Source organism: Stutzerimonas stutzeri, from assembly GCF_024448935.1.
Taxonomy (GTDB): domain Bacteria; phylum Pseudomonadota; class Gammaproteobacteria; order Pseudomonadales; family Pseudomonadaceae; genus Stutzerimonas; species Stutzerimonas stutzeri_AO.
Window position 1 is genome coordinate 42,948 of record NZ_JAMOIE010000014.1, and the last position, 16,548, is coordinate 59,495.

Here is a 16,548-nt window from a genome sequence, read left to right on the forward strand (position 1 = left end):
TGCCAGCTGGCTGGCTTAACGCCTTACCGGGCGCTTCTGCAGTTTTCGCTGCAGCGTCCGCCGATGCATGCCCAGCGCACGGGCGGTGGCGGAGATATTGCCGTCGTGCTCGGCCAGCACCCGCTGGATATGCTCCCACTGCAGGCGATCCACCGACATCGGGTTTTCCGGCACCAGCGTATCCAGATCGGCATGTTTGGAGAGCAATGCGGCCAGCACATCGTCGGCGTCGGCGGGCTTGCACAGGTAATTGCAGGCCCCACGCTTGATCGCCTCTACGGCCGTGGCGATGCTCGAATAGCCGGTCAGGATCAATACCTTCATTTCCGGGTCCAGTTCGAGCAGCTTGGGAAGCAGCACCAGCCCCGAGTCGCCTTCCATCTTCAGGTCCAGCACCGCGTAATCAGGCAGCTCCTGCTTGGCCATCTCCAGGCCTTCTTCAGCCGACCCGGCAATGCTGACATGCAGGCCGCGGCGGCTCATGGCGCGTGCCATGACGCGAGTAAAGGTCGGGTCGTCGTCTACCAGCAGCAGATGAGGCTGTTCTTCGCCTTCGTGCTGCAACTCTTCGGTCATGTTTGCATTCCTCGCGTAATGATCGCGTCTGGTCAGGCCCGTACCGAGCCATGCGGCAGACGCAGCTCGGTCAGGGTGCCACCCTCTTCGTGATTGTAAAGCTTCACTGTGCCACCGGCGCGCGTCACGCTCGCCTGACTCAGGAACAGGCCAAGCCCAAATCCTTTGCCCTTGGTTGTGATGAACGGTCTGCCGATCTGTTCGGCGATGGCCAGCGGTACACCCGCACCGTGGTCGCGGATGGTCAACTTGATCCACTGTGCGTCCCAGTCCAGACGAATGTCCAGGTTGTCCGGGCTGGCATCGGTGGCGTTGTTCAGCAGGTTGAGCAGCGACTGCCCCAGATCCGCCGGGGGCATCAGGCGCGGCGGAGCGCCCTTGCCCAGGCACTGGAAACGATAGGTGGCTTCCGGATGCATCAGATGCCAGCGCTGCAATACCGACTCGACCCATTCGCGTACGGTCTGTTCGACGATGGCCTGGCGACGATCGGCTTCGGCCGCACGGACCAGCTGGCGCAGGCTGTCCTTGCACAACTGAACCTGCGACTGCAGCAATGCCAGGTCCTCGCTGAGCTCCGCAGGCTCCTTGTAATCCTGACGCAACTCCTTGAGCAGCACACTCATGGTCGCCAACGGCGTGCCCAGCTCATGAGCGGCTCCCGCGGCCTGTGTCGCCACGGCCAACAGCTGCTGGTCGCGCATGCTTTCTTCACGACGCTGAGCTTGAAGCTGCTCCTGACGACGCAGTTGTTCGGCCATGCGCGCCACGAAAAAAGTGATCAGCGCCGCCGCCAGTGCGAAACTCAGCCACATGCCATAGACCAGCAGCGTGGTGCGATCGACCGGCGGCACGATGACCGGGTCATACCACACCAGCATCAAGGTGTATCCAGCAAGCGCGAGCCCGGACAACGCCACCGAATACAGCCACGGCAGCGTTGCCGCTGCGATGGTAAGCGGCACCAGGTAGTAGGAAACGAACGGATTGGTCGAGCCGCCCGAGTAATACAGCAGGGCACTGTGGATCAGCAGATCGGCCGCCAGGTGCACCGCGTATTCCTGCTCGGTCACCGGCCAGGGACCGCGCAGCCGTAGCGCCGTGCCCAGACAGATCAGCGCCGAGACGGCCAGCGTGATGCCCAGATGAAACCACGGCAGACCGAACAGCTGGGTGGCGTAGGCGAGCCCTACCGCACCGGCCTGGGCAGCCAGCACGAGGACGCGGATCAGGGTGAGCAGACGGAGGTTCTGACGGCTGGCAGACAGCAGGTGAACGGATGCGTGCATGGGCTCTCCAAAGGAGTCGCGAGTATAACCAAGCCGTCCGAAACACAGCCCGTCTGCGGCAACTCGCCGCACGGACAACTGCGCACTCGCGCGCAAAGGGCTAAGGTTTCTGCGCCGCACCGTTGGTGCCACCGAATTCAGGAGTTTCCATGTTCGTTTCCGTTCCGCGCGGCATTGCGCTGCTGGCCTGCCTGGCCGGCCTTCCCGCTGTAGCCGACGAGCAACATTACAATCAGATTTCGCTGCGCGCCGAGGCCAGCCGCGAGGTGGCCCAGGACCGCATGCATGTAACGCTGTTCACCGAGTCGCAGCACGAGGCCCCGGCGCAGTTGGCAGCGCAGACGACCCGGACCATGAACAAGGCACTGCAACGCGCCCGGCAGGCAAAAGAGGTGGAAGTCAGTCAGGGCAGCCGTAGCACTTACCCCGTCTATGAGGAAAAGGGTCAGCAGATCACCGCTTGGCGTGAACGCGCCGAACTGCGCCTGGAAAGTGGAGACTTCGCCGCGCTCTCCAAGCTCACCGGAGAGCTGATGCAAGACCTGAAGATGGGCGGCATGTATTTCAGCGTGTCTGACTCGATCCGCCAACAGAACGAAGACGCCTTGCTCAAGGATGCGGTAACCGCCTTCCGCGCCCGCGCGCAGCTGGCCACCGAAGCGCTCGGAGGCAGCGATTACCGCATCGTAAATCTCAACCTGGGCAGTGGCGGCGGCTATCAGCCGGTGATGCGCAATTTCGCCATGAAGAGCATGGATTCAGTACCTACGCCGGATGTAGAAGCCGGCACCCGGCAGATCAGTATCAACGCCGATGGTGTGATCGAAGTGCAGATGCCCTGACCCAGGACGCGCAGCCCGGCCAGGGGCAACCCACAAGCGGTACACAACTGCCCCCATACCGACCCCTCGCTTATGGCACTGCCGCGACCACAGTCAGAAGCGGGCCGACCGTAACGTTCAGTGACCGCCCAATCCGACCAAGGAGATGCTGAAGACCACAGGCAAAGGGCTGGAGCTGTCGCCAATCACCCGCCCCAACGATCTGCTTGCAGGCGAAGCAGCCGAGCTTGTCTTCCTGCTCGACGGCAAGCCCGCTGCTGATGTGCCTGTTCGGCAAACGCGGTTCGAACCGCGCCGCCGATTGCTGCCTGGGTCAGAACGACATGTTGGCGCTGACGCCGAAGGCACGCGGCGAGCCCGGCAGGATGTTGGTATTGTTGTGGGCCGACGCGTAGTACTCCTCGTCCAGCAGGTTCTCCACGTTCAACTGCAGGCGCAGGTCCGGGTTGACGGTGTAGTAAACCGCCGCATCGACGCGAGTGAAGCTGGGCAACTCGACGGCGTTGTCGGCGCTGGCGTAAACGGCGTTCTGGTAGACCGCGCCGAGGCCGACGCCCCACTGGGCGTTGAAGTTGTAGCGGTTCCACAGCGAGACGGAGTTGCGCGGCACCTGGGCGATTTTGTTGCCGTCGGTGGCGCCCGGTGTCTTGATCTCGCTTTCCTGGTAGGCATAGCCAGCAGTGACCTGCCAGGCGTCGGTCAGGTTGCCGGTCAGGCCGAGTTCCACGCCATCGACGCGCTGGCCGTCGACCAGGGTCGAGCGGGTGATGTCGTTGGGGTCGGTAATCGCGACGTTGGTACGGTCCAGTCGATAGACCGCAGCAGTGGCGGCCAGGCGCGGGTTGATGTCCCACTTGACGCCGATTTCGCGATTCTTGAACTCTTCGGGGTCCAGCGCCTCGGTGGTGACGGTGAGGCCAGCCAGTTGCTCACCAGCACGCGGCAGGTAGGACTTGCTGATGCTGGTATAGAAGGACAGATTGTCCAGCGGCTTGTAGATCAGACCGGCCCGTGGCGACACCAGGTCATCGGAGCTCGACAGCTGCTGGCCGTTGCGGTTGTTGTCCAGGTCGATCTTCACCTTGTCGTAGCGTGCACCGAGAATCAGCTCCCACTGCGAGTTGAGTTCGATCTGGTCCTGCAGGTAGATCGCCGCGGACTTGGTAACGCTGCGGTTGTCGGCATCGGTAGTGCTCTGACGGAAATCGATCGGACCGGTATAACGTGTATTTGGCAGGCTCACGCTGCCGGCCGTCGCGTTCGGGCCGAGCGCTGTGAAGTTGCCGGTTTCGCGGAAGTTTTGCGTTTCCTGGCGGCTCAGCTCGGCACCCACCAGGAAGGTGTGGTTCATGCCCAGGGCGCTGGTCACGATGGTCAGGTCGGTCTGGTTGATCAGGTTCTCACGGTCGGTGGCGTTGTTGTAGGCCGCCACGCGAATGCTCTGGTTCGCCGGGGTGTAAGCGCCGGAGAACACGTTCTGGTAGAACTTTTCGTAGTCGGCGAAGCGAGTCTGGTTGACCAGCGTGATGTTGTCGGAGAAGTCATGGGTGATCCGTGCGTTCAGCGCATCCACCTTGGCGGTGGCGTAGCTGTCGTCCAGACTGCCGATGAAGGTCGACTCGTCGAGCTTCAGCGGCTTGCCATTGAAGGAAGGCACGCCTCGGTCGACGGTGCGGTCGTCATCGAAGTGCTCGTAGCCCACTTCGATGCTGGTGGCATCGCTGAGGCGGAAGGTGGCGGTCGGGTTGATCGCCCAGCGCTCCAGCTCGACATCATCGCGGAAGCTTTCGGAATCTTCGAACAATGCGGTCAGGCGCACGGCGACGTTCTCGTTGACGCCCTGGTTGAAGTCGCCGGTCATGCGGCGGTTCTTCCAGGAGCCATAGGTCAGGCCGAGCTCGTGACCGTCGGCCCAGTTGGCCTGTTTGGTGACACGGTTGATCAGACCGCCGCTGGCGCCACGACCAAAGATCATACCGCTCGGACCCTTGAGCACTTCGACGCGCTCGACGTTATAGAGGTCGCGCAGATACTGCACGTCGTCGCGCATGCCGTCGACGAAGAAGTCTGCGGTGGAGGTGTTGCCGCGCAGGATCGGCGCATCGCGATGACCCTCGCCTTGTGCCATCTGCACGCCGGGTACGTAGCGCACCACGTCGGCCATGCTTTGCATGTTCTGGTCGCGGATCTGCTCGTCGGTCACCACGCTGATCGACTGCGGAATGTTGCGCAGGGGGGTGTCAGTCTTGGTAGCAACCTTGCTGCGCTCGACGCGATAGCTGTCGCGCTGCTCGACCACTTCCATCGATTCCAGCGTGACGCTCTCGGCGTCCGCTGCACCGGCCCACTGGGTCGAAGCTAGCAGCGGCAGACCATACACGGCCATACGAATGACGTTCGCCATCCGGGTTTTCCTGAAGCGTGGCTGCTGCGACATCTCTACTCCTCCAATCACTTAATTTAATACGAATTATTCGTATTAATATTACGATGATAAATTCGCGCAACACCCAAAGTCCAGCGCTTGGCTTCCAGTTAACGCGAATAAATCGCAATATTTTTCGGAAAAGCCGCAATTGGCCACAGCACGCAGAAAGCGTCGGAACAGGATTCGATGAACTCGAACGCAGGGCGGGAGAAACCCGCCGAGCGTGGAGCACCACCGCAGTTTTTTGCCTTGCGAGGCAAGGCCGAGAAAAAGAAATCCGCCTCAGGGCAGGGTTTCGTTTCGCAAGATCGAGTTAGAAACCGCGCGGGTTTCACCCGCCCTACAAAGCCAACAGCAAAACGCCCACACGAGGTGGGCGTCAGCTGAAGCGATGAGGCTTAGATGTAATAGGCCTTCAGCGGCGGGAAGCCGTTGAACTCCACGGCGCTGTAGCTGGTGGTGTAGGCACCGGTGGAGAGCCAGTACATGCGATCGCCGATGGCCAGGTTCAGCGGCAGGCCGTACTTGTAATTTTCATACATGATGTCGGCGCTGTCGCAGGTCGGGCCGGCGATCACCACCTCTTCCATCTCGCCCTTCTTCTCGGTCCAGATCGGAAACTTGATGGCTTCGCCCATGGTTTCGATCAGGCCGGAGAACATGCCGACATCGGTGTAGACCCAGCGCTCGACCGCAGTACGCGACTTGCGCGCCACCAGCACCACTTCGCTCACCAGGATGCCGGCGTTGGCGATCAGCGAACGACCCGGCTCGAGGATGATTTCCGGCAGGTCATCGCCGAAATCTTCCTTGAGGAAACGGATGATTTCCTCGGCGTAGGTTTCCAGGCTGTTGGTGCGGGTGATGTAGTTGGCCGGGAAGCCGCCACCCATGTTGATCATCTTCAGCTCGATGCCGTCTTCTTCCTTCAGGCGCTCGAAGATCACCTTGACCTTGGCGATCGCCGCGTCCCACACGGAAATGTCGCGCTGCTGCGAACCGACGTGGAAGGAGATGCCGTAGGGCTCCAGCTTCAGCTGCCGGGCCAGGATCAGCAGGTCCATGGCCATGTCGGTCTGGCAGCCGAACTTGCGCGACAGCGGCCAATCGGCGGTGGTCGAACCTTCAGTGAGGATGCGCACGTAGACTTTCGAACCCGGCGCGGCCTTGGCGATGTTGCGCAGGTCGGCTTCCGAGTCGGTGGCGAACATGCGCACACCCTTTTCGTAGAAGTAGCGGATGTCCTTGGCTTTCTTGATGGTGTTGCCGTAGCTGATGCGCTCCGGGCCGACGCCGCGGGACATCACCTTGTCCAGCTCGTAGATCGAGGCGATGTCGAAGTTCGAGCCCTTGTCGCGCAGCAGGTCGATGATTTCGACCGCAGGGTTGGCCTTCACGGCGTAGTAGACCTTGGCGAATTCGAAACCGGCGCGCAGATCGTCGTAGGCCTTGTCGATGGTCTGGGTATCGATGACCACGAACGGCGTCTCGTGCTGGTCAGCGAAATCCTTCATCTTCTGGAAGGTGGATCGGGAATAATAATCTTCGATCTTGATCGGCATGCATGGCTCCAAATCGGGAAACGTAAAGTCGGATTAGGGGTGAACGCCTGATCAGTTTCCCCACTTTGGTTCGCCTACTTCCCAAGGCATGTCGCCGAGTATCACGGCCAGATCATTGCAATGGATGCATCGACCTGGTGGATCATGATCTTTCGTCGTCAGTACTTGAGCCGGATGGATCGTTGCCAGCATGGACGTTCGGGCGCGAACTTTAGAACCACAGCTGGTCGAGATCAATGAAAAATCCGCGCTCACTCCCATTTTTAGCCAACTCGGCAAACCTACCGTATTAAACCGACAGATACGCAGCGGGGATGTTCCGTTCGTCTCGTCCCGTCGCGACTGACCGCGCTACTGGCGCGGCAGTCCTCAGGCGCCCTTTGCGCTATAATCGCCGGCTTTTTCCGACACGCTTTCTATACCGGGACCGCCATGACCTCTCAGGCCGCCGAAGTCGCGAAGCGCCGCACCTTCGCCATCATTTCCCACCCCGACGCGGGCAAGACCACCATCACCGAGAAGCTGCTGCTGATGGGCAAGGCGATTGCCGTCGCCGGTACCGTGAAGTCGCGCAAATCCGATCGCCACGCCACCTCCGACTGGATGGAAATGGAGAAGCAGCGCGGCATCTCCATCACCACCTCGGTGATGCAGTTCCCCTACCGCGAGCACATGATCAACCTGCTCGATACCCCCGGTCACGAGGACTTCTCGGAAGACACCTACCGCACCCTCACCGCCGTGGACTCGGCATTGATGGTCCTCGACGGCGGTAAGGGCGTCGAGCCGCGCACCATCGCCCTGATGGACGTCTGCCGCCTGCGCGACACCCCCATCGTCAGCTTTATCAACAAGCTCGATCGCGATATCCGCGACCCGATCGAACTGCTCGATGAGATCGAGGCGGTGCTCAAGATCAAGGCGGCGCCCATTACCTGGCCGATCGGCTGCTACCGCGACTTCAAGGGCGTCTATCACCTGGCCGACGATTACATCATCGTCTACACACCGGGCCACGGGCACGAGCGCACCGACGTCAAGATCATCCAGAACCTGGATTCGGACGAAGCACGCCAGCACATCGGCGACGAGTACGAGCGCTTCGTCGAACAGCTGGAGCTGGTGCAGGGCGCCTGCCACGAATTCGACCAGGACGAGTTCATCCAGGGCCAGCTGACCCCGGTGTTCTTCGGTACCGCACTGGGCAACTTCGGCGTCGATCATGTGCTCGATGCCGTGGTCGACTGGGCGCCGCGCCCGCTGCCGCGCGCCGCCAACGAGCGGGTGGTGGAGCCGGTCGAGGACAAGTTCACCGGCTTCGTGTTCAAGATCCAGGCGAACATGGACCCCAAGCATCGCGACCGCATCGCCTTCATGCGTATCTGCTCGGGCAAGTACGAGAAAGGCATGAAGCTGCGCCATGTGCGCATCGGCAAGGACATCCGCATCGCCGATGCCCTGACCTTTTTTTCCAGCGAGCGTGAACAGCTGGAGGAAGCCTGGGCCGGCGACATCATCGGCCTGCACAACCACGGCACCATCCAGATCGGCGACACGTTTACCGAAGGCGAGAACCTGGGCTTCACCGGCATCCCGCACTTCGCGCCGGAACTGTTCCGCCGCGTCCGTCTGAAGGACCCGCTGAAATCCAAGCAGCTGCGTCAGGGCCTGCAGGAGCTCGCCGAAGAAGGGGCCACCCAGGTGTTCTTCCCCGAGCGCAACAACGACATCATCCTCGGCGCCGTCGGCGTGCTGCAGTTTGACGTCGTCGCCAGCCGCCTGAAGGAGGAATACAAGGTCGAGTGCGCCTACGAGGCGATCAACGTCTGGTCGGCCCGCTGGATCGAGTGCGATGACAAGAAGAAGCTCGAAGACTTCAAGAACAAGGCCTACGAGAACCTGGCCATCGACGGCGGCGGTCATCTGACCTACCTGGCACCGACCCGAGTCAACCTGAGCCTGATGGAAGAGCGCTGGCCGGAGGTGAAATTCAGGGCGACGCGTGAGCATCATTAAAGGGACGTGATTCTGCCGGAGCGGAGTCCTGAGCGCTTCGGCAGATCCATGATCGCCAGCAAGCTGGCTCCTACGAAAAGCCAAGGCAAATGTATTTACCCTGTAGCCAGCTTGCTGGCGATCCGGCCCCGCTACGCTGGAAAGAACAAAAGTTCGTTAATCCACATGGAGGTGGATATGCCAAGCCAATTCAATCACCGCGGCCATGCACTGCGTCGCGGCAGACATTCCGAGCCGGGTCAGGTTTACCTGGTGACGGCGGTTACAGAGCGACGCAAACGCCTCTTTGCCGATCCGATGCTGGCTCGTCTGCTGGTGAGCGAAATGCGCCACCTCCATGACGAACGCCACGTCGAATCTCTGGCCTGGGTCGTCATGCCGGATCATGTTCACTGGCTGATCGAACTGGGTTCGGCGCCGTTGCCAAAAGTGGTCCAGCGTTTCAAGTCCCGCAGCGCGGTAGCCATCAACCGCATTACAGGCGAACCGGGGACGCGGGTCTGGCAGCGAGGTTTCCATGATCGTGCGCTGCGCCAGGATGAAGATCTGATCGACGCTGCGCGGTACGTCGTCGCCAACCCGTTACGAGCAGGCCTGGAGAAGCGGATTGGCGACTATCCGTGGTGGGATGCAGTTTGGTTGTAATCCCGTAGCCATGATCGCCAGCAAGCTGGCTCCTACGAAAGCAGATGTTTTGCCTAATATGCGCGGCTCTTCCAGCCTGCAGCCACGATAAAGACGCATCCTGCAGGAGTGAGCCATGATCGCCAGCAAGCTGGCTCCAGGGTATGACCACGCTGGCTTTTCGTAGGAGCCAGCTTGCTGGCGATCCCGACGTCTCGTACAAGCAAGCCGTCGGAAGCATCACGGTAATGTTGCGGCCCTTCTTACCTGCGACTCAAATCCACCCCAATCACCAACGGATCATGGTCAGACGCCCGGTATGGCTCGGTGCTGTACAGCATCGATTGCTGGCGTGGCGTCTTGAACTCCAGGTTGTAATCCAGTACCCGCGGTTCGTCGGCGTTGATATGCCAGTCGGTGGCGCCCTTGACCTGTGAGGCGAGGCTGGCGCTGGCCAGGCCGTGGTCGAGGTAGCCGGACTGCCCGGCGAACACGTAGGAGTACGCGTCTCCCCCGGCGAAGGTTGCCAGCAGATCGGTGTAACCGGACGCCCTGATCACATTGATCGGATCTTCCTTCGCATAGGCGTTGAGGTCGCCGATGATCAGCCGGTCCGGATCGTAGGAGCGCGTGGGATCACGGCCCAGCCAGTCGACCAGCGCCTGGGCGGCTCGAACACGGGTCAGGTTGCAGTTGCCCTGGCCGTCACCCATGTCCTTGTCGCCACGATCATCGCAACTCGATCCCTTGGACTTGAGGTGATTGACCGCCACCGTCAGACGCTCGCCGGTACGGCGTTCACGGAAGGTCTGCGCCAGTGCCGGACGGTTGCGCGTGTCGTCAAAGCGCGGGTCGACGGTGGCGTCCAACACCGCCGCAGCCTTGTGCGGGCTGACCCTGTTCTGGCGGTAGATCAAGCCGACGGCAATCTGGTCGGTGCCGAGCCGATCGCGTTTCGGATCGATGAAGGCGAAACGGTCCCGACTCGGTGAAGCAGCATTGAGCCCAGCCACCAGGTCGGCGATGGCGCTGTTCTCAGCGTAACCGTCGTTCTCGATTTCCATCAGCCCGATGATGTGCGCATCGGCGCCGATGATCGCGGCAATGATCTTGTCGCGCTGGCGATTGAATTCTTCACGGGTATCCGCGCCCCGCGAGGTGGGGAAGCCCGCGCCACGACCATCGCCGTTGAAGTAATTGAGCACATTGAAACTCGCCACGCGCAAGCGACCCTCGATGGGCTTTGGCGCCTCCGGCCGGGGGTTCGCCGCGATGAATCGCGGTGCCTGGGTCGGCTGGACGCGGTAGCTGCCGGCCAGGTAATGCAGCACGCCCTGCACGTCGGTGACTTCATAGCCCACCCGCAGCGTGCGGTAGGCGTCCAGCTCCGGTGAGGGGTAGCGGATCGGGTCGGGATTCTGCCCGCTGCGGCCGTCATCCAGGACGATGCGGTTGAGGTCGTTCTGCGCCTGCAGCTGCCGGGCCGGCTCGCCGGGCGAGACCTTGTTGGTGGGTATCCACAAGCGCCCGCCAGAGGAAAGCACCATCTCGCCGTAACGGCCGAGGTCATAGACTTCGCTGACCGTCAGTGTCTGAGCGAAGCGAACCTGCATGCCTTCGTAACGCTCGAGCGCATCCGCTGAGACCAGCGGCAGGCTGATCTGCGCCACGCTCGGCAGCGGTTGCTTGTGTGCCAGAACACTGACCTGCGGCGAAGTGAGCTCGGTTAGCCCGTTGAATTCGGTAACCATTCCGCGCACCTGCACGCGATCGCCAACCTGCACCTCAACGCCATTGCCGGCGCCGTAAATATACAAACCCTCGGATGTCCGCGGATCGTCGTCGGTCTCGTTATCCGGTGCCTGGATGAAGAAGCCGCCCAACTCACCTTCAGCCTGAAAATCAGCCACGACGATGCCTTCGACAATCACCGCCTGGTTCACCAGCGGACTGACGTCGCCGGCCCCCTGGACTTCCGCAATCGCGCGTCGCCCGGCATCGCCGCCACCCGGCTCGCCTTCGCCGTACTGGCCCAGATAGGCGAAGGTGTTGACCGGGTAGCCCTGCCACCCCGTTGCCGGATCGAAGGCGTCATCGGGGTTGCGATCGCCGATGCGGACCGACACCTTTCGGGTCAACGTACGGTCGGCCGTCTGCGTCTGCCCCGAACCCCAGGCACTGCCCGGATCGACGCCGAGCTGGCCAAAGCTGTCGAGGATGTCACCGGACGGGCCGCGCAGCACAATGGCATCGTCGCCGTTGTACCAGCTACCGCCGCCACGCTGATTGGCCTTCGCCTGCAACGCGGGGTCGCCGCTCTCGTGCGCCAGGACATGCACGCCACCCGGCGCCACCTCACCCGCCAGGCTGATGCTCCGGCCGCTGCTGGTCGAGCCATTGAAGTAGAAGTCGACACGGTAGCCGTCGAGGGCAATCGCCGTCTCGCCAGCGTTGTAGAACTCCAGCGCCTTGTTGTTGCCGCTGCCCTCCAGATACTCGGAAATCAGCAGATCGGCGGCGGCCATGGAGTGCACGCCCATCGCGGCGATTGCCAGCAGGGCGGCGGTGAGCGGGTGCGGCTTGAAGCGGTCGTTGCGGCGCATGGATGTCGCTCCCTGGTATCAGGCGTGTTGGGGTTCGAGGGTTATGGAAAAGACCGAGGCCCCGTCGATATCGCGAAGGGTGACGCTCAGGGCGCCGCTGCGTGAATCGATTTCCACTTCACCGAAGAACTGAAAACCGGCGTAGGGCGATGCGTTGGCATAAGCGGGTGCCTTCTGGAACACCCGCTCGGGGCCAAAGGTGGCATCCAGCGGATTGGGGCCGAAGCTGCCCGCATTGAGCGGCCCGGCGACGAACTCCCAGAACGGATCGAAATCCTGGAATAGCGCGCGGTTTGGATGGTACTGGTGCGCTGCGCAATAGTGAACGTCAGCCGTCAGCCAGACCGTGTTGCGCACGCGGTATTTGCGCAGGTAACCCAGCAGTTCGGCGATCTCCAGCTCGCGCCCGGCTGCCGGCCCGTCCTGTCCGTTGGCGATCGCCTCCCAGCGCGCCCTGCCGGCCGCGTCCTTGCCGTCCGGCACATGCAGGCCGATGGGCATGTCGGCGGCGATCACCTTCCAGGTGGCGCGTGAGCGGCGCAGTTCGCGTTTGAGCCAGGCCAACTGCTCGGCACCGAGAAAAGCGGCCTCAGGGCCCTGCTCCGATTGCAGATTGTGGGTGTTGGGGCCGCGATAGCTGCGCATGTCCAGCACGAACACGTCCAACTGCGGGCCGTAGGCGATCTTGCGGTAGACACGGCCCATGGCGTCGCGGCCTGCGAGGCGCATCGGCGCGTATTCGAGAAATGCCTGACGACCGCGGCGGGCGAGCAGTTCGATGTCCTTGACCTGATAGCGCTCATCCAGCTCCTTGCCGGGCGACCAGTTGTTGGTGACTTCATGGTCGTCCCACTGCCAGATCTGCGGCACCTCGGCGTTGAACTGGCGCAGGTTGTGATCCAGCAGGTTGTAGCGGTAGTTGCCGCGGAACTCGTCCAGTGTTTCGGCCACTTTGGTCTTGGCCTCGGTGACGATGTTGCGCCAGAGGCGCTCGTCTTCTGCCGTCACTTCGGCCTGGATCGGACCGTCAGCGTAGATGGCGTCGCCACTCTGGATGAAAAAGTCAGGATGGCGCTGGCGCATGGCTTCGTAGATGCGCATGCCGCCGAAGTCGGCATTGATGCCCCAGCCCTGGCCACCGGTATCGCCGCCCCAGACGAAACGGATATCCCGCGCGCGCCTGGGCGCAGTGCGCAAATGGCCCATCCAGGGTTCGCTGCGGACATGATCGCCGGCATCCTCGAAACAGGCGCGGTAGAAGATCGACTGATCCGACGGCAACCCACTCAGATCGATACGCGCGGTGAAGTCGAGCCGCTCATCGGTGACCGGCGAAACCATCCGCCGAGCGTTGCTGAAGCCACTGCTGGTATCCCACTCCACCACCAGCCGCGCCGGCCGGTCGCAGCGGCTCCAGATCACGGCACGGTCAGCCAGTACGTCACCGGACTGTACGCCATCGGTGATCCAGGGCCGCGCAGTGGGTGCTGCGATGATTGCAGGTGATACGCCGAGGGCCGGCAGCGCCAGGCCAGCACCGATGCCTTGAACAAGTCGGCGGCGTGTCTGGTCCAGTTCTGGCTTGGTGGATTCGGTCATGGTCGTCCCCTTTCAGCGGATGCTGGGAGAAGGGTTTAAGCGAGCCGCTTGACAGAACCGTGACGCCCGGACGAACGGTCGTCAATAAATCGCCTGTACGCCAGGCTGCTGGCAAGCATGAAGGCCTGCTATTGGATCGCAGCCTGTCCAGCCCACCATCCCCTCGCAGCGCTGCGCTGCGAGGGGATAATGGGCTGATCATCAGGCCCATTGTCCGACCGGCCTAGTTCACATCATCTTCGAGCGTCCAGGCGATCACTGAGTCACCGATCTTCGTGCCGAACGAGCCGTGCCCGCCGGCCACCTGCACCACGTACTGCTTGCCGGTCTGCTCCGAGACGTAGGTCATCGGCGTGGCCTGTCCGCCCGCCGGTAGCCGCCCTTTCCACAGCTGCTTGCCGGTCTGCAGGTCATAGGCGCGCAGGTAGTAATCCAGCGTGCCGCTCATGAAGGCGACGCCGCCGGCCGTCACGATGGGCCCACCGAGCGCGGGCGTGCCCACAGGAAACGGAATGCCGAGCGGCGCACTGTCGCGGCTGGTGCCGTTCTTGTGCATCCAGACCTTTTTCATGGTGCGCAGATCGACGGCGGTGACATAGCCCCACGGCGGGCTCTGGCAGGGTAGGCCGAGCACTGATAGCAGCGGCTTCAGACTGACCATGTAGGGCGCACCCAGGTTGGGTTGCAGGCCGGTTTCGCCGCCCCCGGTGCGTGCCTCGGGGGCGACCTCGCTGCGCTTGTACATCTTCGAGACGAACGCCAGGTAGTTCGGCGCACCGAATAGCAACTGCCGACTCGGATCGACCGCCACGGACGGCCAGTTGAAGGTACCGACGTTGCCTGGGTAGATCAGCGAGCCCTCCTGCGAGGGCGGCGTGAAGTCGCCTTCATAGCGCAGCTGGCGGAACTGGATACGGCACAGCATCTGATCCAGCGGCGTGCCGCCCCACATGTCCTTCTCGGACAGCGGCTCTTGCGGCGCATAGCTCAATGCCGAGACCGGCTGAGTCGGCGCGGTAAAGTCACCATAATCGGTGCCCTGCGGAACAGGCACCTCGGTCACCGGCACGATGGGCTCGCCGGTGCGCCGATCGAGCACATACAGGTCGCCGCGCTTGGTCGGCTGGATGATGGCCGGCACTTTGCCGTCCGGCCGGTCGATATCGACCAGCGTCGGCTGCGACGGCAGGTCGCGATCCCAGAGGTCATGGTGGACGGTCTGGAATTCCCAGCGGACCTTGCCGGTCGCCAGGTCCAGCGCAATCAGGGTGTCGGTGAAACGCTCGGCCTGGGCCGAGCGATCGATCGCCCACTGATCAGGGGTCTGGTTGCCGGAGGGGATGTAGACCAGGCCCAGCGCCTCGTCAGCAGTGGCCACCGTCCAGGAGTTCGGCGTGCTGCGCACGTAGGTTTCACCCGGCGGCAACGGTTCCGTGGCATCCGGGTTGCCCGGGTCGAAATTCCAGACCAGGCGGCCAGTTTTCACGTCGTAGGCACGAATCACGCCACCGGGTGAATCCACGGCGCCGTTATCGGTAACCGAACCGCCGATGATCACCAGCTTTTCGGTCACCACCGGCGGCGAGGTGGGCAAGTAGACCCCTAGCGCCCCCTCACCCAGGCGCAGCTTCAGGTCGACGACACCGGCGTTGCCGAAGTCCTCGCAGGGCTTGCCGTCTTCCATGTCGAGCGCGATCAACGTGGCATCGTTGGTGGGCAGGAACAGCCGTCGCTCGCAACGCGCCACCGGTTGATCCGGCTGGCCGCTGGTCGAACCCGGCGAGGGATAGCGAGTGCCGTCGTGAAACGCCAGGCCGCGGCAGGTCATGTGCTGGTAGTACTCGGCATCGCGGTTGATGCTCGGGTCGAAGCGCCAGCGTTCCTCGCCCGTATCGGCGTCCAGGGCAATGGCGATGCTGTGAGGCGTGCAGATGAACAGGCGGTTGCCGACCTTGAGCGGGGTGACCTCGTAGGTGAACTCGCCTGGATCGTTCGGCCCCGGCCGATCACCCGTGTGGTATTCCCAGGCTTTCGTCAGCCTGCCCAGGTTCTCGGGCGTGATCAGATCTGCCGTCGAATACCGGTCGCCCTGCTCCGATCCGCCGTAGGAAGGCCACTCGCTGCTGGAGCGACCGGCCTGGCCTTGCGGATCGAGCCCCTGCATCTGCGCGTCGCTGAATTCGCCGGTGATCGAGTGGTAGTCCTGGGTCAGCGAATATCCGGTCATCAACGCCCCTGCCAGCAGACCGAGCCCGAGCAGGCCACTGGCACCGTCGCGCCAGACCAGTCGGTCGCTCACGTAGCGGTTGACGAACGGCAGGATCAGCCAGAGACCGAGGACGCACCACAGATCGATTCGCGGCGCCAGCTGCCACCAATCGAAGCGCACCTCATGGAACGTCCAGACCAGGGTTGCCAGCAGCAGCGCTGCATACAGCCAGATCGCCGCGCGGCGTCGGGCAAACAGCAGTCCGGCCACTACCAGAAGACCGATGCCGGCCAGCAGGTAGTACCAGGAGCCGCCGAGCACGGCCAGGTAAGCACCGCCGCCCGCCATCAGCGCGCCCAGCACCAGCAGCACCACGGCGGTCAGGGTGATACGCAACGGCCGCGGCCCATAATCGATACTCATGCAACACACTCCAACCGGGACGCAGCTATTAAAGAGGGACAGCAAAAAGCCGGCGAAACGTCCTGTGACAAAGTTTCGCCCGTCTTTCAGTGGATACGGCGCTGGGGACTTTAGTTCAGCGCTTGCAGCGCGAACCCGGGCCACAGCGCCGACGGCAAGCGGCTGTGTCTCGGGCCGCTTGATCACCGCATAGATCACCCCGGTCACCAAACTGCCGGCCAGGCTCGCCGTCAGATGCAACAGCGCATGGTTGATCGCATCGGAAATCTTCTTCGCCCAGGCCTTCCTCCACCGCGCGCACCAGCGCCGGCAGCGCATCGCCCTGATCAGCGCCCCCGCATTGCCCATCAGTCAGCACCGAGCAAGGCGACTATCAC

General features: G+C 62.6%; 10 protein-coding genes and 1 pseudogene. 4 read left to right on the forward strand and 7 right to left on the reverse strand.

Features of this window, described 5'->3' with window-relative positions; genetic code table 11:
- Positions 1–15: 15 nt before the first annotated feature.
- The gene (locus NA637_RS06310) at positions 16–576 is read right to left on the reverse strand and encodes a response regulator transcription factor (protein ID WP_045424659.1); all 561 of its coding nucleotides are present in this window, start codon (positions 574–576) and stop codon (positions 16–18) included.
- 32 nt (positions 577–608) lie between these two features.
- A complete protein-coding gene (locus NA637_RS06315; protein WP_256071479.1) occupies positions 609–1,865 on the reverse strand; it encodes an ATP-binding protein in 1,257 nt (418 codons plus the stop codon).
- Positions 1,866–2,014: 149 nt separating this feature from the next.
- On the opposite strand from NA637_RS06315, the gene NA637_RS06320 reads away from it, so the two are divergent.
- The gene (locus NA637_RS06320; RefSeq protein ID WP_256071480.1) at positions 2,015–2,707 is read left to right on the forward strand and encodes an SIMPL domain-containing protein; all 693 of its coding nucleotides are present in this window, start codon (positions 2,015–2,017) and stop codon (positions 2,705–2,707) included.
- A 145-nt stretch (positions 2,708–2,852) separates the two neighbouring features.
- A pseudogene (locus NA637_RS06325) lies at positions 2,853–2,984 on the forward strand (DUF4198 domain-containing protein); the annotation flags it as partial.
- Positions 2,985–3,020: 36 nt separating this feature from the next.
- Here the strand turns inward: NA637_RS06325 and NA637_RS06330 are convergent.
- Complete coding sequence (locus tag NA637_RS06330; RefSeq protein WP_256071481.1) at positions 3,021–5,111, reverse strand: TonB-dependent receptor; 2,091 nt, start codon at positions 5,109–5,111, stop codon at positions 3,021–3,023.
- A 422-nt stretch (positions 5,112–5,533) separates the two neighbouring features.
- Positions 5,534–6,697 (reverse strand): type III PLP-dependent enzyme, encoded by a 1,164-nt coding sequence (locus tag NA637_RS06335; RefSeq protein ID WP_256071482.1) that lies wholly within the window; start codon positions 6,695–6,697, stop codon positions 5,534–5,536.
- A 432-nt stretch (positions 6,698–7,129) separates the two neighbouring features.
- Here NA637_RS06335 and NA637_RS06340 point away from each other — a divergent pair, with 432 nt between their 5' ends.
- Positions 7,130–8,713 (forward strand): peptide chain release factor 3, encoded by a 1,584-nt coding sequence (locus tag NA637_RS06340; RefSeq protein WP_256071483.1) that lies wholly within the window; start codon positions 7,130–7,132, stop codon positions 8,711–8,713.
- Positions 8,714–8,890: 177 nt separating this feature from the next.
- Positions 8,891–9,358 (forward strand): REP-associated tyrosine transposase, encoded by a 468-nt coding sequence (locus NA637_RS06345; RefSeq protein WP_256071484.1) that lies wholly within the window; start codon positions 8,891–8,893, stop codon positions 9,356–9,358.
- A gap of 242 nt (positions 9,359–9,600) precedes the next feature.
- Here the strand turns inward: NA637_RS06345 and NA637_RS06350 are convergent, their stop codons facing one another.
- The 3 genes from NA637_RS06350 to NA637_RS06360 all read right to left on the reverse strand — a co-directional run bounded on the left by NA637_RS06350 (position 9,601) and on the right by NA637_RS06360 (position 16,171).
- The gene (locus tag NA637_RS06350) at positions 9,601–11,940 is read right to left on the reverse strand and encodes an ExeM/NucH family extracellular endonuclease (protein ID WP_256071485.1); all 2,340 of its coding nucleotides are present in this window, start codon (positions 11,938–11,940) and stop codon (positions 9,601–9,603) included.
- 18 nt (positions 11,941–11,958) lie between these two features.
- A complete protein-coding gene (locus NA637_RS06355) occupies positions 11,959–13,539 on the reverse strand; it encodes an alkaline phosphatase D family protein (protein ID WP_256071486.1) in 1,581 nt (526 codons plus the stop codon).
- A 223-nt stretch (positions 13,540–13,762) separates the two neighbouring features.
- Positions 13,763–16,171, reverse strand: a complete 2,409-nt coding sequence (locus NA637_RS06360) for a membrane-bound PQQ-dependent dehydrogenase, glucose/quinate/shikimate family (RefSeq protein ID WP_256071487.1) — start codon at positions 16,169–16,171, stop codon at positions 13,763–13,765.
- Positions 16,172–16,548 lie beyond the last annotated feature (377 nt).

Bases quoted from the DNA above. Each gene is read 5' to 3' on its own strand.
- NA637_RS06310 (WP_045424659.1), bottom strand. From the start codon at position 576: ATGACCGAAGAGTTGCAGCACGAAGGCGAAGAACAGCCTCATCTGCTG.
- NA637_RS06315 (WP_256071479.1), bottom strand. From the start codon at position 1,865: ATGCACGCATCCGTTCACCTGCTGTCTGCCAGCCGTCAGAACCTCCGT.
- NA637_RS06320 (WP_256071480.1), top strand. From the start codon at position 2,015: ATGTTCGTTTCCGTTCCGCGCGGCATTGCGCTGCTGGCCTGCCTGGCC.
- NA637_RS06330 (WP_256071481.1), bottom strand. From the start codon at position 5,111: ATGGCGAACGTCATTCGTATGGCCGTGTATGGTCTGCCGCTGCTAGCT.
- NA637_RS06335 (WP_256071482.1), bottom strand. From the start codon at position 6,697: ATGCCGATCAAGATCGAAGATTATTATTCCCGATCCACCTTCCAGAAG.
- NA637_RS06340 (WP_256071483.1), top strand. From the start codon at position 7,130: ATGACCTCTCAGGCCGCCGAAGTCGCGAAGCGCCGCACCTTCGCCATC.
- NA637_RS06345 (WP_256071484.1), top strand. From the start codon at position 8,891: ATGCCAAGCCAATTCAATCACCGCGGCCATGCACTGCGTCGCGGCAGA.
- NA637_RS06350 (WP_256071485.1), bottom strand. From the start codon at position 11,940: ATGCGCCGCAACGACCGCTTCAAGCCGCACCCGCTCACCGCCGCCCTG.
- NA637_RS06355 (WP_256071486.1), bottom strand. From the start codon at position 13,539: ATGACCGAATCCACCAAGCCAGAACTGGACCAGACACGCCGCCGACTT.
- NA637_RS06360 (WP_256071487.1), bottom strand. From the start codon at position 16,171: ATGAGTATCGATTATGGGCCGCGGCCGTTGCGTATCACCCTGACCGCC.